The following is a 21,446-nucleotide window of genomic DNA, read 5'->3' as shown; positions in this document are numbered from 1 at the left end:
GGACCCACCGTGGGTCCGTTTTGTCACGCTAACGCACGGTTGGCCCAACTTCGCGGGCGCTCGGTCGGACCATCGCCAAGGATGACGCTCACCGGTGCTCCGCCCTCGGGACGGGCTCCGTACCGTCCGCGCACCTGGCCCGAGCCGGCTGCGACGACCGCCGAACGTGACCGTGTTCCGGGAGGATGCCGATGAGTACGACCGCGGCTGCGGGTCCGCAGCCAAAGTGGTGGAACGGCCCGGTTTCGGGTCTGCAGAAGATCGGCCGGAGTCTTCAGCTCCCGGTGGCCGTGCTTCCCGCGGCGGGTCTGCTGGTCAGCCTCGGCAACCTGTTCGACTCGTATCTGAACGGCCGGTTCTGGGACAAGACCTCCAAGGTCCTGCTCAACGGCGGTTCGGCGATCCTGGACGGCACGGTGGGCCTGCCGCTGCTGTTCTGCATCGGTGTGGCGATCGGTTTCGCGAAGAAGGCGGACGGTTCGACCGCGCTGGCGGCGGTGGCCGGCTTCCTGGTCTACCGGGGTGTGCTGTCGGCCTTCCCGGTGGACGATTCGGTGACCGACACGGTGCCGGACGGGGTCCCGCAGAATCCGGGCGTGCTCGGCGGCATCATCATCGGCCTGCTGACCGCGGTGGTCTGGCAGCGGTTCCACCGTACGAAGCTGGTGGACTGGCTCGGGTTCTTCAACGGGCGCCGGCTGGTGCCGATCCTGATGGCGTTCCTCTGCGTGATCCTCGGTGTGGTCTTCGGTCTGCTGTGGCAGCCGGTGGGTGACGCGCTGACCTGGTTCGCCAAGCAGCTGATCGACCTCGGTGCGTGGGGTGCGGCCATCTTCGGTTTCGCCAACCGCCTGTTGATCCCGATCGGCATGCACCAGTTCCTGAACACCTTCTTCTGGTTCCAGGCGGGCGAGTTCACGGGTGCCGACGGCAAGACGGTGCAGGGCGACATCTCGCGGTTCTTCGCGGAGGACCCGTCGGCGGGGCAGTTCACCTCGGGCTTCTTCCCGATCATGATGTTCGGTCTGCCGGCGGCGGCGCTGGCCATCGCGCACACCGCGCGGCCGGAGCGCCGCAAGGAGGTGTCGGGACTGATGCTGTCGGTGGCCCTGACCTCGTTCGTGACGGGTGTGACGGAGCCGCTGGAGTTCTCGTTCATGTTCGTCGCGCCGCTTCTGTACGGCGTGCACGCGATCCTGACGGGTGTGTCGATGGGCGTCACCTGGGCGCTCGGGGTCCATGCGGGCTTCAGTTTCTCGGCCGGTCTGATCGACCTGGTCGTCAACTGGCATCTGGATACAAAACCCTGGCTGCTCATCCCGATCGGGCTCTGTTTCGCGGTGATCTACTACGTGATCTTCCGGTTCGCGATCACCAAGTTCAACATCCAGACACCCGGGCGGGAGCCCGAGGAGGTGGAGAAGGAGATCGAGCGGGACATGACGAAGTAGCGCCGCCCGCACCCGAGGACCCCCGGACCGCCGTACGCGGTCCGGGGGTCCTCGCCCGTGCCCGCGCCCCACTTCACATACCCGCGTGGGCATTTCGCCCCATTTGCCCCGCTGCGGCTTAGGCTCCTCCCATGACTTCTCCGACGCCCCGCATCCTCGATCTCGACCGTGAGCAGCTCGCCGCCCTGCGGGGGCGGAGGCTGACCGCTTCGGTGGCCGCCGCCGAGGGGCGGACGATGGTGGCGGAGGTGTTCGCGGACCGGGCGGTGCTCTCCGCCCATCCCGGCGACAACGGGGTGCACAACGCCGAGTTGATGGCGGCCTTCGGTGCGGACATCGTGGTGCTGAACCTGATCGAACGCGCGTGGGACGGGGAGCGGCTGGTGCTGCCGGCGCTCGGTGCGTTCACCTCGATCGCGGAGCTGGCGGCGTACATCGGGCGGCCGGTCGGGATCAATCTGGAGCCGGGGGACGTACCGGAGATCCGGCGTGCGAAGCCGGAGTTCGCGAAGCGGCTGGTCGGGATGGGGGCGGCGATGCTCTGCCTGACGGCGAATCCGGGGACGGGTGGTTCGTACGAGGGGCTGGCGCGGGTCACCGAGGAGCTGCGGAAGGGGCTCGGTGACGAGGTGGCGCTCTGGAGCGGCAAGATGCACCACGCGGGCCATCCGGAGCGGCTGACGGCCGCGCGGCTGACGGCTCTGGTGGAGGCGGGGGCGGACGGGGTGGTGCTGCCGCTGCCGGGGACGATGCCGGGGGTGACGAGGGAGCTGGCGGCCGAGGCGGTGGCGGCGGTGCAGGACGCGGGGGCGGTGGTGATGGGGGCGATCGGGACGAGCCAGGAGGGCGCGCACACGGACGTGGTGCCCCAGCTGGCCCTGAACGCCAAGGAGATCGGGATCGACGCCCATCACATCGGGGACGCGTTCCTGCCGGGGATGGGCGATCCGGAGCTGCTGTACGCGTACTCCGTGGCGGTCCGCGGGCGCCGGCACACCTGGAACCGGATGGCCCTGAGCGGCCGGGGCCGTCGCAGGGGGTGAGCGGGGCGGACGTCCGGGTCGGGCGTCCGGGCGGCGTGCTCAGATCTCGTAGACGGCGCCCGGTACGGCGAGCTCGACGGGTCCGGCGTAGACCTCGCGTGCGTCCTCGATGTTGCGTTCGGCGTCGGTCCACGGCGGGATGTGGGTGAGCACCAGCCGTCCGGCGCGGGCGCGGGCGGCGCACTCCCCGGCCTCGCGCCCGTTGAGGTGGAGGTCCGGGATGTCCTCCTTGCCGTGGATGAACGATGCTTCACAGAGGAAGAGGTCGGCGTCCTCGGCGAGTTCGTCGAGGGCCTCGCAGGCTCCCGTGTCGCCGGAGTAGGTGAGGGCGCGGCCGCCGTGCTCGATCCGGATGCCGAAGGTGTCGACGGGGTGGCAGAGCTTCTCCGTGCGGACGGTGAAGGGGCCGATCTCGAACCAGCCGGGCTTGAGGGTGCGGAAGTCGAAGACTTCGCCCATGGCGCGCTCGGACGGGGTGTCGGCGTGGGCGGTGGTCAGCCGGCGCTCGGTGCCCTCGGGGCCGTAGACGGGCAGGGGGGCGGGGCGGGTGCCGTTGTTCGGGTAGTAGCGCACCACGAAGTACGCGCACATGTCGATGCAGTGGTCGGCGTGCAGGTGGCTGAGGAAGACGGCGTCGAGGTCGTAGAGGCCGACGTGGCGCTGCAGCTCGCCGAGGGCGCCATTGCCCATGTCGAGGAGCAGCCGGAAGCCGTCGGCCTCTACGAGGTAGCTCGAGCAGGCCGATCCCGCGGAGGGGAAGGAGCCGGAGCAGCCGACGACGGTGAGCTTCATGGAGCGTGGACCTCCGGGACGTGGCCACGGTGCGGCGGGTGGGTTCGGGGGGTGCGGGTCCGTCGAGCGTAAGGCGCGAATCTCCTGGTCGCTCCTCCGCGGCCTGCCGTTGTGGGGGAACTCACCTGCGCTGTCACCGGTTCGATGGAAGCCGGGGGGCTTCGGGCGTGCGCCCGTTCGTACGGGGGTGGTTCCGGTGCACCGCGGTGGCGGGGCGGGCGCCGGTACGGTCGGGGGATGGAAACGTACTGGTGGGTGATTCTGGCCGTCCTGGTGGTGCTGGCGCTGGTGGCGTCGGTGGTGGACGGCCGGGGCCGGAGCGGTGCGCGGCGTCGGGGTGGCGAACGGGGTGCGGGGCGCCGTACGGGTGCCCGTCCGGGTGGCCTCACCAGGCCGCCGGGCCGTCCGTCGGAGCCTGGGCGGGGACGCGGGGCGGGGCACGGGGCGGGCGCGGTCCCTCAGCCGGGTGAGATCTGGTGGGCCGAGGTGCCGTACGAGGACGGGCCGGGGTCGAAGGACCGGCCGTGCCTGGTGCTGTCGGTGCGGGGTGGCCGGGCGGTCGTCGCGAAGATCACCAGCAAGCACCACGAGGAGCGGCCGGGGGTGATCGCGCTGCCGGACGGCGCGGTGGGGGACGCGCGCGGGCGGCGGAGTTTCCTGGAGACGGACGAGTTGCGGGAGGTCGCGGTGGACGGCTTCCGGCGGCGGGTGGGCCGGGTGGACGCGGAGGTGTGGGGGCGGGTTCGGGGGCTGGGGTAGGCGGTGGCCCCCGTACGGTCCCGGCGCGTCCGGACTGTGCGCGGGGCTGGGGTGGGCGGTGGCCTTCGTACGATCCCGGCGCGTCCGGACTGTGCGCGAGGCTGGGGCAGGCGGTGGCCCTCGTACGGCCCGGCGTGTCCGCGGCCGGAACGCGGAAAGCCGGCGCCCGGGGTGTGGGCGCCGGCTTTCCGGGCGGTCGGGCCGGGGCGGTCAGGCCCAGAGCTGGCCGTGCAGGGTCTCGATGGCGGCTTCCGTGGTGGGGGCCGTGTAGACGCCGGTCGAGAGGTACTTCCAGCCGCCGTCCGCGACGACGAAGACGATGTCCGCGCTCTCCCCCGCCTTGACGGCCTTCTGGCCGACGCCGATGGCCGCGTGGAGGGCGGCGCCGGTGGAGACACCGGCGAAGATGCCTTCCTGCTGGAGGAGTTCGCGGGTGCGGGTGACGGCGTCGGCGGAGCCGACCGAGAAGCGGGTGGTCAGCACCGAGGCGTCGTACAGCTCGGGCACGAAGCCCTCGTCGAGGTTGCGGAGCCCGTAGACGATGTCGTCGTAGCGGGGTTCGGCGGCGACGATCGTGACGTCGGGCTTCTGCTCCCGGAGGTACCGGCCGACGCCCATGAGGGTGCCGGTGGTGCCGAGGCCCGCGACGAAGTGGGTGACGGACGGGAGGTCGGCGAGGATCTCGGGTCCGGTGGTGGCGTAGTGGGCGCCCGCGTTGTCGGGGTTGCCGTACTGGTAGAGCATCACCCAGTCGGGGTGTTCGGCGGAGAGTTCCTTGGCGACCCGGACGGCCGTGTTGGAGCCGCCGGCCGCCGGTGAGGAGACGATCTCGGCGCCCCACATGGCGAGCAGGTCGCGCCGCTCCTGGGAGGTGTTCTCCGGCATGACGCAGACGATGCGGTAGCCCTTGAGCTTGGCCGCCATGGCGAGCGAGATGCCGGTGTTGCCGCTGGTCGGCTCCAGGATGGTGCAACCGGGCTTGAGGCGCCCGTCCTTCTCCGCCTGCTCGACCATGTGGAGCGCGGGGCGGTCCTTGATCGAGCCGGTGGGGTTGCGGTCCTCCAGCTTGGCCCAGATCCGGACGTCGTCGGAGGGCGAGAGCCTCGGCAGGCGGACGAGGGGGGTGTTGCCCACGGCCGCCAGCGGGGAGTCGTACCGCATCAGCGCATGCCGCCGGCGACGGCCGGGAGGATGGTGACGTTGTCGCCGTCGCTGAGCTTGGTCGCGATGCCGTCGAGGAAGCGGACGTCCTCGTCGTTGAGGTAGACGTTCACGAACCGGCGGAGCTGCTCGCCGTCGACGATGCGCTCACGGATGCCGTTGTGCCGGGTCTCCAGGTCGTTGAAGAGGTCGGCGAGGGTCTCGCCACTTCCTTCGACCGCCTTGGCGCCGTCGGTGTAGGTGCGAAGGATGGTCGGGATGCGGACCTCGATGGCCATGGCGTGGGCTCCTGTCGGAAGCGGGGTGGCGTGGCGCGCGTTTCAGCACCCGCGCGGGTGGTGGGACGTGGGGTGGGGCGCTCGGGCCGTGACTCAGGCCGTGGGCCCGGTGGGCAGGCTGCGACCGGGACAGATCGCACTGGAAAGCCTGCACAGGTCGACGTGCAGCCGCACGACGAGCAGTGCGCCCGGCGTCATTTCGCTCACGTCATGGGAAACCATGCGGTCATCGTATCGATTCCCGTTCGGGAAACCCGAGTGTGATCTCACATGGCGGAACAAGACCGTTCAGTATGCGGACTTCGGGCTCCGTGGGGCCCTCGTCGGACGCACGGGGCGGCGGGGTCCGGTGGGACCCCGCCGCCCGTGGATTTCGGTGTGCCGCTTGACGTGTGCGGCTCCGGTGCGCCTGCTCAGTACGCCGCGACGATCTCCACGCCTTCCTCCGTGATCACACCGTCCACGATGCGGTACGAGCGGAACTGGAACGGGCCCGCCTCGTCGGTGTCGGCGGTGGAGACGAGGACGTAGTGGGCTTCCGGCTCGTTGGCGTACGTCACGTCGGTGCGCGAGGGGTAGGCCTCGGTCGCGGTGTGCGAGTGGTAGACGACGACCGGCTCCTCGTCGCGGTCGTCCATCTCGCGGTAGAGCTTGAGGAGGTCGCCCGAGTCGAACTCGTAGAACGTGGGCGAGCGGGCGGCGTTGAGCATCGGGATGAAGCGCTCGGCGCGGCCCGTTCCGGCCGGTCCCGCGACCACGCCGCACGCCTCGTCGGGGTGGTCGGCGCGGGCGTGCGCGACGATTCTGTCGTACAGGGCCTGGGTGAGGGTCAGCATGGCGCCCAGGATAAGCAGGCGGGTCCCGGCCCACCGAGGTGCGGTGGGCCGGGACCCGGCCGGGCGGCCGCCGGGGCCGTTGGGGCGGCCGGGCGGCTCGTGGGAGAGATGGTCCTGGGTGCGACGGACGCGGTACGCACCGCGCGCGGTGGGGTGTTGGGCCCGTGCGGCGGAGGCGGGTGCGCCCGGTCGGCTGAGGTCAGCGTTTCGCGAACGCCGCGTTCTGCGGGTCGCGCGACCTGAGTGCCAGGTACGAGACGCCGAGCAGGAGCGCCCAGAACGGGGCGCAGTAGAGCGAGATCCGGGTGTCCTTGTCGACGGCCATCATCACGACGACGACGACGATGAAGGCGAGGGCGAAGCCGCTGGTGTACGGGGAGCCGGGGGCCCGGAACGCGGAGTGCGGGAGTTCGCCCCGGTCCGCGCGGGCGCGGTAGCGGAGCTGGCAGACGAGGATCATGATCCAGGCCCACATGCCGGAGATGGTGGCGAAGGAGACGACGTAGGTGAACGCCTGCCCGGGCCATTGGTAGTTGATCCAGACGCCGACCAGCATGAGGGCGGCGGAGAAGGTGGTGCCGACGAGCGGGGTGCCGCTGCGGGTGAGCCGGGTGAAGGTGCGCGGGCCCTGGCCGTTGAGGGCGAGGTCGCGGAGCATGCGCCCGGTGGAGTACATCCCGGAGTTGCAGGACGAGAGGGCGGCGGTGAGGACGACGAAGTTGACGATCCCGGCGCCGACGCCGAGGCCCATCTTCTGGAAGGCGGCGACGAACGGGGAGACGCCGGGCTGGAATTCGGCCCACGGCACCACCGACAGGATCATGATCAGAGCGCCGACGTAGAAGACGGCGATGCGCCAGGGCACGGTGTTGATCGCCTTGGGCAGCACGGTCTTCGGGTCCTTGGACTCGCCCGCGGTGACGCCGACCAACTCGACGGCGAGGAAGGCGAACATGACGATCTGCAGGGTCATCAGCGTGCCGCCGATGCCGTGCGGGAAGAACCCGCCGTCGGACCAGAGATGGGTGACGGAGGCGGTGTCCCCGGCGTCGGAGAAACCGAGGGTGAGAATTCCGGCACAGATGAGGATCATGCCGAGGATGGCGGTCACCTTGACCATCGAGAACCAGAATTCGAGCTCGCCGAACACCTTTACGGAGATGAGGTTGACCCCGTACAGGACGAGAGTGAAGAACAGGGCGGAGATCCACTGGGGAATGTCGAACCAGTAGGTCATGTACTGGGCACCCGCGGTGACTTCGGTGATTCCGGTGACGACCCAGAAGAGCCAGTACGTCCAGCCGGTGACGAATCCGGCGAAGGGGCCGACGAATTCGCGCGCGTACTCCGAGAAGGATCCCGACACCGGCCGGTACATGAGGAGTTCGCCGAGTGCGCGCATGATGAAGAAGATGACCAGGCCCGCGACGGCGTAGGCGAGGATCAGGCTGGGCCCGGCCTTGGCGATGGCCTTGCCCGCGCCGAGGAAGAGCCCGGTGCCGATGGCTCCGCCGATCGCGATCATCTGGATCTGGCGGGCGCCCAGGCCGCGCTGGTACCCCTCACCGTTTCCGTGGGCGTCGGCCGCTTCCCGGTCCGGCTGCCCGCTGTCGACCTCTGCGGATGTCATGGTGCTGCGCCTTTCTCCACGACGGTCCGCGGCCCCGTGGGGCCGTGGACCGTGTCCTGTTTCCCCCCGGAATCGAAATGGAGTGCCGCCGGCGGTCGGCCGGCGGACAGCGCCCCCGGGAACAGGGATGGCGCCCCCGGTGGGTCGTGAAGATCTATCACGGCCATCTCGGGGCACCCTCGGACATTCTGTGGCGCAGACCACAGGAAAAAGCGGACAAGGGTTTTGGGCCACTGCAAAAGCGGCCGTTCGGGTGACGGGATCGTTACCCGGATTTGAGCGTTCTCTGAGCCGCCGGCCGCGTTCTCCGAACCGCCGGCCGCGTTCTCCGAACCGCCGGCCGCGTTGCCCGGGCCACCGGCCGCGTCCGTGAGCCGCCGGCCGCGCGGTGCGCGGTCAGGGCAGCAGGGTTTCGACCAGCGTTTCCTGGAGGGCGCCGAGCCAGAGGTAGGCGAGCACCATCGGCTTGCGCGGGTCGCTGTCGGGGAGCCGGTAGAGGGAGCCCTCCTGGCCCTGGTCGTCGTCGCTGACCTCCAGCCGGGTGCCGATGGTGAGGCGCAGGTCGTTGAGGGCGCCGAGCCACTGGCGGGACTCGTCGGCGGTGAGGCGGAGTTCGCCGCTGCCGTCCTCGTCGGCGGTGACGGAGTCGAGGGAGCGTACGACGGCGAGGGCGTCCTCGCGCTTACGGGCGCGCAGGTCGATCTCGGTGAAGCGGCGGAACTCGGAGGAGGCTTCGCGCAGTTCCTTGTCGTCGTTGCCGTACGCGTCCGGGAAGAGGCGGGCGAGGGCGGGGTCGGCGGGCGGTTCGCTGGGGCCTTCGGCGAAGAGGGCGGCGAGCGGGTCCGAGCCCTCGGCGGCCTGGTCCCCGGGGCCGACGAGTTCGAGCAGCTGGACGGCGAGGGAACGCAGGATGGAGATCTCCACCTCGTCGAGCGCGACGGCGGCGCCGCCGTCGGGGGTGGCCTCGAAGTGGCCGGCCATGGGTTCTCCGTTACTGGGGCGGGGGCGTGGGGCGGGCGGCGTACGGAGTCAGTTGCGGTCCTGGGTGAGTGTGGCCCAGAGCCCGTAGCCGTGCATGGCCTGGACGTCGCGCTCCATCTCCTCGCGGCTTCCGCTGGAGACCACGGCGCGGCCCTTCTCGTGCACGTCGAGCATGAGTTTGTGGGCCTTGTCCTTGGAGTAGCCGAAGTACGCCTGGAAGACGTACGTCACGTAGCTCATGAGGTTGACGGGGTCGTTGTGCACCAGCGTCACCCAGGGGACGTCGGGCTCGGGGACGGCGAAGGTCTCCTCGGCCGACTCGGGACGTTCGATCTCTACGGGGGAAGCGACGCTCACCCCTCCCATGCTGCCACTCGACGGGGCACCGCGCACAAACGGACCCCACATCTCGTCACTCTGACGAAATGTGGAGTAGCATCCCGGTCATGAACTCAGCGGACCTGGGGCGACGGGTCGGAGTGCCGTCGACCGCACTCTTCACCGACCAGTACGAACTCACGATGGTGCAGGCGGCCCTCAAGGCGGGCACGGCCGACCGGCGCTCCGTCTTCGAGGCGTTCACCCGACGGCTGCCCGAGGGGCGGCGGTACGGCGTCCTGGCGGGGACCGGACGGGTGCTGGACGCCGTGGAGAACTTCCACTTCGACGACGAGATGATCGCGTTCCTGCGCCAGCAGAAGATCGTGGACGAGCCGACCCTCGAATGGCTGGCGGGCTTCCGCTTCAGCGGTGACATCTGGGGCTACCCGGAGGGCGAGGTCTACTTCCCCGGCTCGCCGGTGCTCCGGGTGGAGGGCTCGTTCGCCGAGTGCGTACTGCTGGAGACGGTGGTGCTGTCGATCCTCAACCACGACTCGGCCATCGCCGCCGCCGCGTCCCGGATGTCGGCCGCCGCCGGCGGCCGGGGCCTGATCGAGATGGGGGCGCGCCGCACGCACGAGCTGGCGGCGGTCGCCTCGGCCCGTGCCGCGTACGTGGGCGGCTTCCACACCACCTCCGACCTGGCGGCGGGCTTCCGCTACGGCATCCCGACCGTGGGCACCAGCGCGCACGCCTTCACCCTGCTGCACGACACCGAGCGGGACGCGTTCCGGGCGCAGGTGGAGTCGCTGGGCCGGGGCACCACGCTGCTGGTGGACACCTTCGACGTGGCCGAGGCGGTCCGGACGGCCGTGGAGGTCGCCGGACCCGAGCTGGGCGCGGTGCGGATCGACTCCGGGGATCTGCTGCTGGTCGCGCACCGGGTGCGGCAGCAGCTGGACGAGCTGGGCGCGACGGAGACGAAGATCGTGGTCACCTCGGACCTGGACGAGTACGCCATCGCCTCGCTGGCCGCCGCTCCGGTGGACGCGTACGGGGTGGGGACGCAGCTGGTCACCGGCAGCGGCAGTCCGACCTGTTCGATGGTCTACAAGCTGGTGGCGCGTGCCGCGTCCGCCGATCCGGCCGCTCCGCTGACGCCGGTGGCGAAGAAGTCGCTGGGCGCCAAGTCGTCGATGGGCGGGCGCAAGTGGGCGGCCCGCCGCCTCGACGCGCAGGGTGTCGCCGAGGCCGAGGTGGTCGGCACCGGTCCCGTACCGGCGGAGCTGGCCGGCCAGGAGCTGCTGGTGGAGCTGGTGCGGGGCGGCGAGGTGGTGGCCCGGGAGTCGCTGGAGGCGGCCCGGGAGCGGCACATCGCGGCGCGCGCGGCGCTCCCGATGTCGGCGCTGCAGCTGTCGCGGGGCGAGCCGGTGCTGCCGACCGAGTACGTCTGAGCCCCGGGGCCCGGCCGGCGATTGGTCCGTACCGGAGGGTACGTACGCCTCCCGCGTCCGCGCCGGCGGACTTAGGCTCGGTACCCGCCGGTACCCACCCCCCGCCGCCATCCGTTCCCCCACCGAAGGACACCCGCCATGAACCGCGCGTTGATCGTCGTGGACGTTCAGAACGATTTCTGTGAGGGCGGCAGCCTCGCCGTCGCCGGCGGCGCCGACGTGGCCGCCGCGATCACCGATCTGATCGGGGAGGCCCAGGCCGGCTACCGCCATGTGGTGGCCACCCGCGACCACCACGTCGACCCGGGTGACCACTTCTCGGCCACGCCCGACTTCGAGCACTCGTGGCCGGTGCACTGCGTGGCCGGTACGGAGGGTGTGGGGTTCCACCCGAACTTCGCGCCCGCAGTGGCCTCCGGGGCGATCGAGGCGGTGTTCGACAAGGGGGCGTACGCGGCGGCGTACAGCGGTTTCGAGGGGCTCGACGAGAACGCGGTGGGGCTGGCGCAGTGGCTCCGCGACCACCAGGTCACCGAGGTGGACGTGGTGGGCATCGCCACCGACCACTGCGTGCGGGCGACCGCGCTGGACGCCGCGCGCGAGGGCTTCGCCACCCAGGTGCTGCTCGACCTGACGGCGGGTGTCGCGGCGGCCACCACCGTGCGGGCCCTGGAGGAGCTCCGCGCGGCGGGTGTGGCGCTGTCGGGCGAACCGGTGGTGGCCCGGCCCGAGTGAGGCGCCGGATCGCGTGGGCGTCGCCGGGGCACCAGGACACGGCCTACGCGGCGGGTCTGGCCGGGCCCGGGTGTCCGGCCGGGCCCATCAGGGCCCGTATGGGGTGCCAGAGCTCCTGGGCGGCCTGTGGGGCGTCCCGCCAGAGCAGGCCGTCCGGGTGGTGCAGCACGGCCGTGATCTCGTCCGGGGTGGGCGGCTGGCTGTTGCCCCGGAGGTAGACGGCGCGCAGCCCGAGGTTGCGCAGCCGGGTGAGGGCGCGGGCCCGGTTCGCCGCGTGGACGAGCACGCGGACGGGGGCGCCGGGACGGGGCCCGTGGGGCGGACGGGCCAGGGTGAGTGCCACCACCACCGAGCCGTCCGGCAATCTGCTGAATCCTCCGCCTGCCATGGTTCGCGCTCCCCCGTGAGACGTTGTGTCAATAAGGATCGGGATAAGAGGCACCTAAACACGATCGGCCGCCGCCCGCTAGAGGGCGACGGCCGATCATGCTCTGACCTGCGGTGATGCGAATTACTTGGTCGAGGGTCCGACCTTCACGGTGATCGTCGAGCCGTTGAGCGGCTCGTCGACGATGGTGAGGCGCGTGTTGGTGTCAGAAACCTTGACGCTTCCGGTCGGGTTCTCCGCGTACCAGTAGGTGCCCTTGTGGTCGTCGAAGAGCGGGACGCCGAGGGACGGCTTGATCTTCAGCGCCACGTCCGCGTTGTGGAGCGTGAAGCCCTGGTTCGGGTACCAGCTGAACGGGGCGTCGAACGGCTGGATCTTGTTGCGCAGGATCGTTCCGTCGGTCCACTTGAGCGGCTTGGCGTGCGAGTCGACCGGCAGGATCAGGCCCTGGCCCGGGTGGGCGGAGGTGTTGTTGTCCGCCTGCGAGGTGTCCCACAGCCAGACCATCAGGCCGTTCTGGTACGAGTAGTGCTCGACCCAGTCCGGGCGGGTGGTGGTGAAGCCGAAGTTGTACGGGCCGACCTTGAGGGTCTCGTCGTACGAGGTGTACTGCCGGTTCTCGGCGATGTAGTACTGCGGGTAGTCGTTGGTGAACGACGCGCCGATCCGCGAGAAGCCCTTCGACGTCCAGCCGTTGTCGTCGCCCTCGGCGTCGTCCGAGAAGATCACGGCACCGTCGGCACTGATGGTGAGGGCGTCGGCGGTGAAGCCCTTGCCGGCCACCCCGCCGTCCGAGGCGTAGCGGAAGCGGAGGTCGATCTTCTGGCCCGCGTAGGCGTCGAGCGGGTACGAGAGCTTCTTGTACACGCCGGACGCGTCGGTCAGGGCCGGCTTGTCGCTGGCGTCGCGCGGCAGCTCCTTGCCGTCGGCCGTGCCGTCGATCGCGGTCCAGTTGGCGCCGCCGTCGGTGGACACCTCGGTGTAGAGGTAGTCGTACTCGGCCTCGATGTCGTACCAGCCCGAGAGGTCGAGCGAGGCGGACGTCTTGCCGGTCAGGTCGACCGAACGGGTCAGCGTGTTCGACAGGTTGTCGCCGCTGCCGCTCCACCACTGCTTGGCGCCCTGGGCGGGCGTGACGACGGAGGTCGTGACCTCCTTGTCGGGCAGGTTGACGACCAGCGCCTGCTTGTTGGCCGTGTTGTACTCCGAAACGCCCAGCTTGTGCGTGGACTTGGTGGCGGCCTTCGCCGTGTCGTAGTCCAGCCAGCCGAGTTGCAGCTTGTCCCAGGCGGTCATGTCGCCGGGGGTGTCGCCGATCTCGCCCTGGCCGCGGCCGAGCCAGGAGCCCGCCGACATCAGGGACCAGAAGCCGACCGAGTTCTCGCCGCCGCCGGAGGTGTCGTAGAGGTCCGGCAGGCCGAGGTCGTGGGCGTACTCGTGGGCGAAGACGCCCAGTCCGCCGTTCTCGGGCTGGACGGTGTAGTCGCCGACCCAGATGCCGGTGTCGCCGATCTGCGCGCCACCCGCCTTGTTGCCGGCGGGGCCGGTCGCCCCGGCGTTGGTGCCGTACGCGTACCAGCGGTGCGCCCAGATGGCGTTCTCGCCCTGGACACCGCCGCCGGCCGACTCGTCCTCGCCGGCGTGGACCATCTGGAAGTGGTCGATGTAGCCGTCGGGCTCGTTGAAGTTGCCGTCGGCGTCGTAGTCGTAGCGGTCCCACTGGTCGTACTGGGCCAGGTCGGCCTTGATCTGCTCCGTGGTGGAGCCCTTGGCCTTCTGGTCGGCGGCCCACGCGTTGACACCGTCGCGGACGGCGTCCCACACGCTGGCGCAGCTGCTGGCGCCGCAGTAGTTGGAGCCGTAACGGGCCTCGTTGTAAGGGATCTTGACCCAGTCGGAGACCTCGCCGTTGACCGAGTAGCGGCCGGAGGAGGTCTTCTCGTAGTACTTGGTCAGCGAGTTGGAGGTCGCGCTGGTGCCGAAGTACAGCTCCTGGAAGTGCGCCTGGTTGTAATCGGCCTGCCAGGCGGTGCTGTTGTCCTTCTTCGGGTCGGGCTGGGCGATCTGGTTGTGCGCCGGACCGGGCGTGCCGCCGTACTTGACGACCGGCGCCTCGGGGCCGGAGCCGTCCGGGTCGAACAGGGTCGAGTTGTCCACCTGGTCACCGAACTCGACCAGGATGGTGAAGATCTTGTCGGTCTTCTCGCGGCCGAGCTCGACGTACTTCTTGTCGTCGAGCTTGACGACCTTGGAGCCGCCGCGGTCGGTCACCTTCTTGTCGCCCGAGATGACCTGTTCCAGCGCAGCCTGGCGTTCGCTGTTCTGCTTCTCGCTGAACGGGCCTTCGAGGTTGTGCTCTTCGGCCTTCTCGGGAGCCGGGTCGTGGCTCTTCACGACGGGCGCGCCCGTCGGTGCCGACTGCACTGCCTGCGCGACGAAGAACGTCGACGCGGTGGCCGCGCTCGCGGCCATGGCCACGACGACTGCGGCAGCGCGGAGGCCGCTTCTCTTACTGGTCACCTGATGTCCTCCCCGGGCGTTCGCGTACGCGGCCAGGGGGTGACTGGGGGCCGCGTACACGTGGACGCGTCACAAGTGACGACATTCGATCGGAGTTGCTGGAGAAAAGACAGATCTTGACTTGTACCGGCCAAGTGCACTATGCAGGAGCCGCCTTCCGGTATTCGGACAATCACAGCTCGGCCAACCGGCGCGCCCTGGAGCCGCATCGGCGCATGTCGTGAGCCAATGCGCCCCCCCGTGCACCGGCGTTGGGGTGAGGCAAGGCTTATCCGCCTCCCTCACGGGCATCCACCGTCCAGGCCCTCGGGGCCGTCCCGCCGTGTGGGCGGGCCCCTCATCCGACGCCCCCCAGGACGGATACCGCCATGCCGCGTCCGACTGCCGCACAACTCGTCTACGGTTGCGCCACCGTCGTCCTCGTCACCTTCGCCCTGCTGCTGCTCTCCGGCGCCTCGTCGGCCGCCGAGGTGGGCGTCGTCTGCCTCGCGGCACTGGTGCTGGGCGTGCTGGTGGCGGTGGCCGTGCCGGCGCCCCGCTGGGGCCGCGGACCGCTCCCGTCCGGCGCGGCCCGCCCGTACCGGACCCCCGCCCGCGCCTCCCGGGAGAGCGACACCACCGCCGGGGAACGCGTCGGCGGACACGCGCGGCACTGACCTCCCACGCGCCGGCCTCCCGTGCGCGGGCGCCGGCGCCCGCCCGGCGCACCGCTCAGCGGACACTGACCACGACCGTCTTGGCCGCCTTGTCCTGCAGGCCCTGCCGGTACGGCTTGTCGGTGAACATCAGCACGATGTTGATGAGCCACCACAGGCACGGGCAGCACAGCAGCGCCGGGAGCCAGAGCACGACCGCGCGCATCAGCGAGGCGTTGGTGGGGGGCACGCTGCCGTCGCTCAGCATCGCGACGCGCAGCTTCAGCAGCCTCTTGCCGGGGGTGCGGCCGTCCTTGTGCGTGAAGTAGGTGTCGTACCCGACGTAGCAGACCAGCGCGATCAGCGACCAGATCAGCTGGTGCCCGCTGTACGTGTTGGTGACGGCGTTGCCCACGTCGCTGTCGCCGTTGTCGGAGGTGACGTCGACCGCGCCGCCGAAGGGCAGCGAGATCAGATAGAGCGGGATCGAGATGATCAGGAAGTCGATCAGCCGCGCCAGGATGCGCGTCCCCTGCGCGCCGAGCGGCGGCATCCCCGCGAGCGGGTCCGCGCCGCCGTACGGGCCGCCGCCGTACGGCCCCGGGTCGTAGGGCGGCGGAGGCGGGGGCGGGGGTGGCGGCGGTGCGCCGTCGTACGGCGAGCCCGACGACGGCGGGGGGTCCTGCGGCTTCTTGAGGAACGGATCGTCGTCCTCGGGCGGCTGGCCGGGCGTCGGCGCGTCGTTGCTCATGCGGGCAGTGCACCCCGCCGGGCACCGCCCCGCAACGGCTCAGGTGCTTTCGAGTGACGGACCGTCAGCCACTGGGGGCGGTGACGGCCGGCCCCGGCCCGTCACCCGCCCGTACGTGACAGCCGGTCAGCCCGCGACGAAGGTACGGGCCGCCTTGTCGTGCCAGCACTGGCGCCAGGGCCGGTCGAACAGGCACCACGCGGCGTCGAGCACCCCGATCACCAGCAGCCCGAGGAGACCGTGGACGAGCCAACGGCGCACCGCCGCCCCCAGGGTGGGCACGTCCTGCGACTCGACGTCGCGGACCTGGATGCCGAGGAGCTTCTTGCCGAGCGTCCGGCCCCACTTCGCGGTCGGCAGCGCCTCCAGCAGGAAGCCGACGACGAGGAACGCGGCGAGCACCCCGCCGAGCTGCCCGGTGGTGGTGGAGTCCAGCAGATGGACCGTCACCGTGCGGCCGGAGAGCTTCGCGGCCTCGATCTTCGCGTCCATGTGGTCGATGGCCGCCGTGACCAGCGGGAATCCGGCCGCGCCGACGAGCGCGCCCAGCACCACCGAGTCGACGACCCGGGCGACGAGCCGACGGCCGAGCCCGGCGGGCCGGCCCGCCGTCCGGGCGCGGGCCATCTGCTGGAACGGGTCGTCCACCGGCGGCTTCCACGGCACGACAGGCTGCTCCGCCGCCTGCGGCCCGGCGGCCCCGGGTCCTCCGTAGGGCCCGGAACCGGCGGCGGCCGGCGCCTGCTGCGCGGCCTGCTGTGCTGCCTGCTGCGCGGCCTGCTGGGCCGCTTGCGGTGGCTGGTACGCCTGCGGAGCCCGCTGGGCCTGGGGGGCCTGGGGCGCCTGCTGCTGGGGCTGGTACGCCTGCGGAGCCTGCTGGATCCGGGGGGCCTGGGGCGCCTGCTGGGCCTGGGGGCCCTGCTGCGCCCAGGAGGTGGCGCCCTGTCCGGGTCCTGCCTGGGCGCCCTGGGCGCGGAAGGCGTCGCGCACCGGAGCGGCGGACTGCTGCTGCGCGGGCTGCTGCTGCGCGGGCTGCGGTTGCGCGGTCTGCGGCTGCGCGGTCTGCGGCTGCGCGGCCTGCTGCGGCTGGGGCACGGCGGGCGACGGGGCGCCGGAGCGGGCGTCGGGCGCGGCGTGGACCGGGCCGTCGTGGCCGCCGTCACGTCCGGCGGGCAGTGCGGCGGGTGCGGCGCCGTGCGGCAGCGCGGGGCGGCGCGGGTCCGGGCCCGCCTCGACGGCGCGCGGGCCGGCTCCGCCGCGGGCGCCCTGGCCGGGCACCTGGGCCTCGCCCGGGCCGCCGCCCCAGGAGACGCGCCGGTCGGCGTCGTTGCCGAAGCCGGCCTGCCGGGCCGAGTCGGCCTGCCAGGCGGAGGCGGGCTCGGGCTGGTGGGCGCGCTCGACGGGGAGGCCGCCGGGGTGGACCGGGGCCTGCTGGGACGGGTCGAACCGGGCTGCGGCGGCGGCCTCCTGGGCCGCTTCCTCCTCGTCGAAGAAGACCGGTCCGGTCTCCTCCACGGGGGCGGCGGCTCCGGGGTGCGCCGCCGCGGGCACCCCCGCGTCGGAGGCGTTCACGTCCTGCCCCGGTGCGGGGCGGCTCGTCCCGGGAACCCACGAAGCGCCGTTCCAGTAGCGGACGTAGCCGGGGATGGAGGGGTCGGGGTAGTACCCCTCACGGGGGCGTTCGTCACCGGGTGCCGGAGTTGGCGCGCTCATCAGCGGGTCCCGTATCTCTTCGTAGCCGCAACACAAGAGTCAACATCTATCAGACCACCGCCTTCCCCCGGGCCGGTCCTGGCGTTTGGGCCACTTTCAGGTCGCTTCGAAGATTTTCTCTTCAAGTCGCGTCATCGCGGACGGGGAGCGCGCTCTCTCCTTGTGCGGGCCGGTCGCGGGACCGGTCCCTGGGCATCGAAAGGTCGTGCATCTCATGCGCAACGTCGTGGAACGTGAGCTGGAACTGAAGCTGGTCCTGTCGCCCGAGCGCTCCATTCCCGTACCCGCCCGGTTGACGTACCGGGCGGACGACCCGTACGCCGTGCACATCGTCTTCCATGTCGGCTCGGAGTCCCCGGTGCACTGGACGTTCGCGCGGGAGCTGCTGATCGAGGGGGTGTTCCGGCCGTGCGGGCACGGGGACGTGCGGATCTGGCCGACGAAGGTCGGGCACCGGGACGTCATCTGTGTCGCGCTGAGCTCCCCGGACGGCAACGCCCTGCTGGAGGTTCCGTCCGCGTCGGTGTCGGCGTGGCTGGAACGGACCCTCTGCGTGGTCCCGCCGGGCACGGAGAACGAAGGCCCCTGGGGGGAGTTGCTCGAACAGGAGCTCGCCGAGCTGCTCTCCCCGCTGCCCGCCGAGGACCTGTGGCTCGCCGATCCGTTCGGTCCGGACGACGCGCCCCAGGACTCCAACGAGGCGTGAGGGTGGCGGCGGAGGCGGGTGGTTCAGAAGAGCTTGCCCGGGTTGAGGATGCCGAGCGGGTCGAAGGCGGCCTTGATCCCGCGCTGCAACTCGATGCCCATCGGGCCGAGTTCCCGGGCGAGCCACTCCTTCTTGAGGACGCCGACGCCGTGTTCGCCGGTGATGGTGCCGCCCAGTTCGAGGCCGAGCGCCATGATCTCGTCGAAGGACTCGCGGGCCCGGCGGGACTCGTCGGGGTCGGCGGGGTCGAAGCAGACGACGGGGTGGGTGTTCCCGTCGCCCGCGTGGGCGCAGACGCCGATGGTGAGTCCGTACTTCTCGGCGACGGCGGCGGTCCCCTCGATCATCTCGCCGAGCCGCGAGCGCGGTACGCAGACGTCGTCGATCATCGTGGCGGGCTTGACGGTCTCCAGTGCGGTGAGCGACATCCGGCGTGCCTGGAGCAGGAGTTCGGACTCGGCGACGTCGTCGGCGGGGACCACTCCGGTGGCACCGGCCCCGGTGCAGAGCGCGCCGACGGCGGCGAGGTCGGCGGGGGCGTCGGGCGTGTCGAAGGCGCAGAGGAGGAGCGCCTCGGTGGATTCGGGCAGGCCCATGTGGGCCATCGCGTTCACCGCGCGGACCGTCGTACGGTCCATCAGTTCGAGGAGTGACGGGGCGTGTCCCCGCTCCATGATCCGGCAGACGGCGTCGCAGGCCGCCGCCGCCGAGGGGAACTCCGCCGCGAGCACGAGTTGGCGCGGCGGCTTGGGGCGGAGCGCGAGGACGGCCTTGACGACGATGCCGAGGCTGCCCTCGGAGCCGACGAAGAGCCGGGTGAGGTCGTATCCGGCCACGCCCTTGGCGGTGCGGCGGCCGGTGGTGAGGAGGCGCCCGTCGGCGAGGACGACGTCGAGGCCGAGTACGTACTCGGCGGTGACGCCGTACTTGACGCAGCACAGGCCGCCGGAGGCGGTGCCGATGTTCCCGCCGATGGTGCACGTCTCCCAGCTGGAGGGGTCCGGCGGGTAGGAGAGGCCGTGTTCGCCCACGGCGCGGGAGAGGGCGGCGTTGACGACGCCCGGTTCGACGACGGCGATCCGGTCGACGGCGCTGATCTCCAGGATCCGGTCCATCTTCACCAGGGAGAGCACCACGCACCCCTCGGAGGCGTTGGCGGCGCCGGAGAGGCCGGTCCGGGCGCCCTGCGGCACCACCGGGACGCGCAGCGCGTGCGCGGTGCGCATGACGTGCTGGACCTGTTCGACGGTGCGCGGGAGCACGACCGCCAGGGGCGCTCCGGCGTCGCAGAAGCTCGCCATGTCGCGCGCGTACGAGGCGGTGACGTCGGGGTCGGTGAGGAGGGCCTCGGCGGGCAGGCCCGCCCGAAGCCGTGCGAGGAGATCGTCCCGGTGGTCCATGCTTCCACCCTGGCACCCGGCGGCCAATGGCGTGAACCCGTCTGCGGCTGCTGTTCCGGAGCGCGGTGTGCTCTTCGTACTGACGCAAAGTGATCGTATGGATGTCATGCCGCAGCAGGACCCGGATGCCCGCACGATGCCGTCCGTCCCTCCCCGCCCGCACGACGGGCCCGAGTGGGAGGCGCCGCCCGAGGGCGGACCGCCCCGGGACCCGGCGGACGGGGACCCGCCCCCCGACGGCCCCGAGGTGCAGCCCCCGCCCCCCACCCTGCGCACCTCGCTGCGGCGGGCCGCGGTCGGGGCGGTGGCCGCCGGGGTGCTGGTGGCGGGCGCGCTGGTGGCCGTACCGGAGGACGCCCCGGCCCCCGCGGCGGCACCGGGGGCGGCGGACCGGGCCCGGTCGGCGGCGACCGCCGGGGCACCGGCCTCGCTCTCCGACCTGACGGCCCTGATCGGCGACCGGCAGAGCTGGGTGCGCGGTCACCCGGCGGACGCCCCGGCCTGGGCGGCGCTCGGTTCGGCGTACGTGGAATGGGCCCGGCGGTCCGCGGACTTCGGGTACTACCCGCGCGCCGAACAGGCCCTGAAGCGCTCGCTGGCGGCCGAGCCGGGCGACCGCGGCAACGGCGCCGCGTGGGTGGGACTGGCCGAACTCGCCGACGCCCGGCACGACTTCCTGGCGGCGAAGAAGTGGGGCGAGACGGTCCGCGACCGCGCGCCCGCCACCTGGACCGTCTACCCGGCGCTGATCGACGCGTACAACGGGCTCGGCGACTACGAGGCGGCCGGCACGGCCACCGAGAAGTTCGCCGCCCTGCGCAAGGGCGCGCCCGCCCTGGGCCGTACCGCCGAGCTGTACCGCGACCGGGGCTGGCGCGAGGACGCGCTCGCCACCGCGCAGGAGGCCGCCGACCGCTCCGTCACCCCCGCGCAGAAGGCGGAGGCCCTGCACCGGCTCGGCGACCTGGCCCGCGAGCGCGGCGAGGCCGGGGAGGCGCTGGCGCAGTACGACGCGGCGCTCCGCGTCGACCGGGGCCACAACGCCTCGCTCGCCGGACGGGCCCGCGCGCTGACCGCCCTCGGCCGCACCGACGAGGCGCTCGCGGAGTACCAGCGGGTGCTCCAGCGTCTGCCGCGCCCGGAGTACGCCCTCGAACTCGCCGAGCTGTACGAGTCGTTGGACCTCGACGGGGACGCCGCCAGCCAGTACGCGGCGTTCCTGAAGATGGCCGCGGCGGCGGAGCGGAACGGTGTGGACGAGACGCTGCCGCTGGCCCGCTACGAGAGCGACCACGGCGACCCGGAGGCGGCCGTGGCGCGGCTGCGCACCGCGTGGGAGGGGCAGCGGCGGGGTTCGGAGGTCGCGGACGCGCTCGGCTGGGCGCTGCACCGGGCGGGCAACTCGGAGGAGGGCATGGAGTTCGCCCTGAAGGCGGCCGACAGCGGGATCCGCAGCGCCTCGTACGCGTACCACCTGGGCATGATGGAGGCCGAGTCGGGCGACGTCGGGGCGGCCCGCCGCCATCTGGAGGAGGCCCTGCGCACCGACCCGGCGTTCTCGCCGCTGGACGCCCCTGCGGCCCGGCGGGCGCTGGACGGACTGGGCGAGCCGGCCGGGGGCGGCCCGCAGGACCTGCAGGCCGCCCCGGACCCTGATCCGGCGGAGGAGGCGGAGGCGGAGGCGGCCCCCGAGCCGCGGCGGGAGGCACCGGCGGCACCCGCGGAACCCGCCGCGCCCCCGGCCCCGGCACCCGCCGCTTCCGCCGCGCCCGCGCCGAAGGCCCCCGCGGCTCCGGCGCCCGCGCCGTCCGCCGATGCGGCCGCCGCGCCTGCCGCATCGGCCGGGCCGAAGCAGGGCGCCCCGGCCGCCTGAGGGGCCGGCGCCCGCGTCG

Annotated in this window: 21 protein-coding genes; 8 read left to right on the top strand and 13 right to left on the bottom strand. The window is 71.9% G+C overall.

All coding sequences use genetic code 11. The annotated features are described in order from the left end of the window. Positions 1-191 precede the first annotated feature (191 nt). Positions 192-1,451 carry a PTS transporter subunit EIIC gene (locus tag ACWCWD_RS18775; protein ID WP_450773912.1) on the top strand — a complete coding sequence of 420 codons (1,260 nt, stop codon included), beginning with the start codon at positions 192-194 and terminating at the stop codon, positions 1,449-1,451. Between the two features lie 131 nt (positions 1,452-1,582). Next, positions 1,583-2,494, top strand: coding sequence for a DUF7916 family protein (locus ACWCWD_RS18770; protein WP_450773911.1), 912 nt, complete (start codon positions 1,583-1,585; stop codon positions 2,492-2,494). A 39-nt stretch (positions 2,495-2,533) separates the two neighbouring features. On the opposite strand, the gene ACWCWD_RS18765 is transcribed toward ACWCWD_RS18770, so the two are convergent. After that, entirely contained in the window at positions 2,534-3,286 is a 753-nt protein-coding gene (locus ACWCWD_RS18765; RefSeq protein WP_450773910.1) for an MBL fold metallo-hydrolase, read from the bottom strand. A 237-nt stretch (positions 3,287-3,523) separates the two neighbouring features. On the opposite strand from ACWCWD_RS18765, the gene ACWCWD_RS18760 reads away from it, so the two are divergent. Beyond that, positions 3,524-4,045 carry a type II toxin-antitoxin system PemK/MazF family toxin gene (locus ACWCWD_RS18760; protein WP_450773909.1) on the top strand — a complete coding sequence of 174 codons (522 nt, stop codon included), beginning with the start codon at positions 3,524-3,526 and terminating at the stop codon, positions 4,043-4,045. A 210-nt stretch (positions 4,046-4,255) separates the two neighbouring features. Here the strand turns inward: ACWCWD_RS18760 and ACWCWD_RS18755 are convergent, their stop codons facing one another. From ACWCWD_RS18755 to clpS, 7 genes are all read right to left on the bottom strand, one after another. Further along, positions 4,256-5,206: a PLP-dependent cysteine synthase family protein gene (locus ACWCWD_RS18755; RefSeq protein WP_450773908.1), complete on the bottom strand. Its 951-nt coding sequence runs from the start codon at positions 5,204-5,206 to the stop codon at positions 4,256-4,258. Continuing rightward, the gene (locus ACWCWD_RS18750; RefSeq protein ID WP_450773907.1) at positions 5,206-5,484 is read right to left on the bottom strand and encodes a MoaD/ThiS family protein; all 279 of its coding nucleotides are present in this window, start codon (positions 5,482-5,484) and stop codon (positions 5,206-5,208) included. Before ACWCWD_RS18750 ends, ACWCWD_RS18755 begins: the two co-directional genes overlap by 1 nt. Before the next feature lie 93 nt (positions 5,485-5,577). Continuing rightward, positions 5,578-5,706, bottom strand: a complete 129-nt coding sequence (locus ACWCWD_RS18745; protein WP_450773906.1) for a putative leader peptide — start codon at positions 5,704-5,706, stop codon at positions 5,578-5,580. 191 nt (positions 5,707-5,897) lie between these two features. Further along, a complete protein-coding gene (locus ACWCWD_RS18740; RefSeq protein WP_450773905.1) occupies positions 5,898-6,320 on the bottom strand; it encodes a Mov34/MPN/PAD-1 family protein in 423 nt (140 codons plus the stop codon). Between the two features lie 199 nt (positions 6,321-6,519). After that, positions 6,520-7,950: an amino acid permease gene (locus ACWCWD_RS18735; RefSeq protein WP_450773904.1), complete on the bottom strand. Its 1,431-nt coding sequence runs from the start codon at positions 7,948-7,950 to the stop codon at positions 6,520-6,522. Positions 7,951-8,346: 396 nt separating this feature from the next. Then, entirely contained in the window at positions 8,347-8,931 is a 585-nt protein-coding gene (locus ACWCWD_RS18730) for a DUF2017 domain-containing protein (protein WP_450773903.1), read from the bottom strand. A gap of 48 nt (positions 8,932-8,979) precedes the next feature. After that, a complete protein-coding gene (gene clpS, locus ACWCWD_RS18725) occupies positions 8,980-9,297 on the bottom strand; it encodes an ATP-dependent Clp protease adapter ClpS (RefSeq protein ID WP_450773902.1) in 318 nt (105 codons plus the stop codon). Between the two features lie 80 nt (positions 9,298-9,377). Here clpS and ACWCWD_RS18720 point away from each other — a divergent pair, with 80 nt between their 5' ends. Together ACWCWD_RS18720 and ACWCWD_RS18715 are read left to right on the top strand one after the other, a co-directional pair. Further along, a complete protein-coding gene (locus ACWCWD_RS18720) occupies positions 9,378-10,706 on the top strand; it encodes a nicotinate phosphoribosyltransferase (protein WP_450773901.1) in 1,329 nt (442 codons plus the stop codon). Positions 10,707-10,844: 138 nt separating this feature from the next. Further along, the gene (locus ACWCWD_RS18715; RefSeq protein WP_450773900.1) at positions 10,845-11,441 is read left to right on the top strand and encodes an isochorismatase family protein; all 597 of its coding nucleotides are present in this window, start codon (positions 10,845-10,847) and stop codon (positions 11,439-11,441) included. Between the two features lie 43 nt (positions 11,442-11,484). Here ACWCWD_RS18715 and ACWCWD_RS18710 read toward each other — a convergent pair whose 3' ends face one another. Continuing rightward, on the bottom strand, positions 11,485-11,829 hold the full coding sequence (locus ACWCWD_RS18710) for a hypothetical protein (RefSeq protein WP_450773899.1): 345 nt from the start codon (positions 11,827-11,829) through the stop codon (positions 11,485-11,487). A 123-nt stretch (positions 11,830-11,952) separates the two neighbouring features. Beyond that, the gene (locus ACWCWD_RS18705) at positions 11,953-14,301 is read right to left on the bottom strand and encodes an immune inhibitor A domain-containing protein (protein ID WP_450774015.1); all 2,349 of its coding nucleotides are present in this window, start codon (positions 14,299-14,301) and stop codon (positions 11,953-11,955) included. Between the two features lie 416 nt (positions 14,302-14,717). Between ACWCWD_RS18705 and ACWCWD_RS18700 the strand changes: the two genes are divergently transcribed. Next, complete coding sequence (locus ACWCWD_RS18700) at positions 14,718-15,005, top strand: hypothetical protein (protein ID WP_450773898.1); 288 nt, start codon at positions 14,718-14,720, stop codon at positions 15,003-15,005. A 55-nt stretch (positions 15,006-15,060) separates the two neighbouring features. Here the strand turns inward: ACWCWD_RS18700 and ACWCWD_RS18695 are convergent, their stop codons facing one another. Both ACWCWD_RS18695 and ACWCWD_RS18690 read right to left on the bottom strand, forming a co-directional pair. Beyond that, complete coding sequence (locus ACWCWD_RS18695; RefSeq protein ID WP_450773897.1) at positions 15,061-15,735, bottom strand: RDD family protein; 675 nt, start codon at positions 15,733-15,735, stop codon at positions 15,061-15,063. A 126-nt stretch (positions 15,736-15,861) separates the two neighbouring features. Then, positions 15,862-17,448 carry an RDD family protein gene (locus ACWCWD_RS18690; protein WP_450773896.1) on the bottom strand — a complete coding sequence of 529 codons (1,587 nt, stop codon included), beginning with the start codon at positions 17,446-17,448 and terminating at the stop codon, positions 15,862-15,864. Positions 17,449-17,662: 214 nt separating this feature from the next. Here ACWCWD_RS18690 and ACWCWD_RS18685 point away from each other — a divergent pair, with 214 nt between their 5' ends. Continuing rightward, on the top strand, positions 17,663-18,154 hold the full coding sequence (locus ACWCWD_RS18685) for an SsgA family sporulation/cell division regulator (protein WP_450773895.1): 492 nt from the start codon (positions 17,663-17,665) through the stop codon (positions 18,152-18,154). Between the two features lie 23 nt (positions 18,155-18,177). Here ACWCWD_RS18685 and ACWCWD_RS18680 read toward each other — a convergent pair whose 3' ends face one another. Next, on the bottom strand, positions 18,178-19,554 hold the full coding sequence (locus tag ACWCWD_RS18680; RefSeq protein WP_450773894.1) for an FAD-binding oxidoreductase: 1,377 nt from the start codon (positions 19,552-19,554) through the stop codon (positions 18,178-18,180). 97 nt (positions 19,555-19,651) lie between these two features. Here ACWCWD_RS18680 and ACWCWD_RS18675 point away from each other — a divergent pair, with 97 nt between their 5' ends. After that, positions 19,652-21,427: a tetratricopeptide repeat protein gene (locus tag ACWCWD_RS18675; protein ID WP_450773893.1), complete on the top strand. Its 1,776-nt coding sequence runs from the start codon at positions 19,652-19,654 to the stop codon at positions 21,425-21,427. Positions 21,428-21,446 lie beyond the last annotated feature (19 nt).

The organism is Streptomyces sp. NPDC001493, from assembly GCF_053597235.1.
Note: the sequence above shows the minus strand (reverse complement) of the source record. Positions and strands in the feature narration are given on the sequence as shown.

Bases quoted from the DNA above. Each gene is read 5' to 3' on its own strand.
- ACWCWD_RS18775 (WP_450773912.1), top strand. From the start codon at position 192: ATGAGTACGACCGCGGCTGCGGGTCCGCAGCCAAAGTGGTGGAACGGC.
- ACWCWD_RS18770 (WP_450773911.1), top strand. From the start codon at position 1,583: ATGACTTCTCCGACGCCCCGCATCCTCGATCTCGACCGTGAGCAGCTC.
- ACWCWD_RS18765 (WP_450773910.1), bottom strand. From the start codon at position 3,286: ATGAAGCTCACCGTCGTCGGCTGCTCCGGCTCCTTCCCCTCCGCGGGA.
- ACWCWD_RS18760 (WP_450773909.1), top strand. From the start codon at position 3,524: ATGGAAACGTACTGGTGGGTGATTCTGGCCGTCCTGGTGGTGCTGGCG.
- ACWCWD_RS18755 (WP_450773908.1), bottom strand. From the start codon at position 5,206: ATGCGGTACGACTCCCCGCTGGCGGCCGTGGGCAACACCCCCCTCGTC.
- ACWCWD_RS18750 (WP_450773907.1), bottom strand. From the start codon at position 5,484: ATGGCCATCGAGGTCCGCATCCCGACCATCCTTCGCACCTACACCGAC.
- ACWCWD_RS18745 (WP_450773906.1), bottom strand. From the start codon at position 5,706: ATGGTTTCCCATGACGTGAGCGAAATGACGCCGGGCGCACTGCTCGTC.
- ACWCWD_RS18740 (WP_450773905.1), bottom strand. From the start codon at position 6,320: ATGCTGACCCTCACCCAGGCCCTGTACGACAGAATCGTCGCGCACGCC.
- ACWCWD_RS18735 (WP_450773904.1), bottom strand. From the start codon at position 7,950: ATGACATCCGCAGAGGTCGACAGCGGGCAGCCGGACCGGGAAGCGGCC.
- ACWCWD_RS18730 (WP_450773903.1), bottom strand. From the start codon at position 8,931: ATGGCCGGCCACTTCGAGGCCACCCCCGACGGCGGCGCCGCCGTCGCG.
- clpS (WP_450773902.1), bottom strand. From the start codon at position 9,297: ATGGGAGGGGTGAGCGTCGCTTCCCCCGTAGAGATCGAACGTCCCGAG.
- ACWCWD_RS18720 (WP_450773901.1), top strand. From the start codon at position 9,378: ATGAACTCAGCGGACCTGGGGCGACGGGTCGGAGTGCCGTCGACCGCA.
- ACWCWD_RS18715 (WP_450773900.1), top strand. From the start codon at position 10,845: ATGAACCGCGCGTTGATCGTCGTGGACGTTCAGAACGATTTCTGTGAG.
- ACWCWD_RS18710 (WP_450773899.1), bottom strand. From the start codon at position 11,829: ATGGCAGGCGGAGGATTCAGCAGATTGCCGGACGGCTCGGTGGTGGTG.
- ACWCWD_RS18705 (WP_450774015.1), bottom strand. From the start codon at position 14,301: ATGGCCGCGAGCGCGGCCACCGCGTCGACGTTCTTCGTCGCGCAGGCA.
- ACWCWD_RS18700 (WP_450773898.1), top strand. From the start codon at position 14,718: ATGCCGCGTCCGACTGCCGCACAACTCGTCTACGGTTGCGCCACCGTC.
- ACWCWD_RS18695 (WP_450773897.1), bottom strand. From the start codon at position 15,735: ATGAGCAACGACGCGCCGACGCCCGGCCAGCCGCCCGAGGACGACGAT.
- ACWCWD_RS18690 (WP_450773896.1), bottom strand. From the start codon at position 17,448: ATGAGCGCGCCAACTCCGGCACCCGGTGACGAACGCCCCCGTGAGGGG.
- ACWCWD_RS18685 (WP_450773895.1), top strand. From the start codon at position 17,663: ATGCGCAACGTCGTGGAACGTGAGCTGGAACTGAAGCTGGTCCTGTCG.
- ACWCWD_RS18680 (WP_450773894.1), bottom strand. From the start codon at position 19,554: ATGGACCACCGGGACGATCTCCTCGCACGGCTTCGGGCGGGCCTGCCC.
- ACWCWD_RS18675 (WP_450773893.1), top strand. From the start codon at position 19,652: ATGGATGTCATGCCGCAGCAGGACCCGGATGCCCGCACGATGCCGTCC.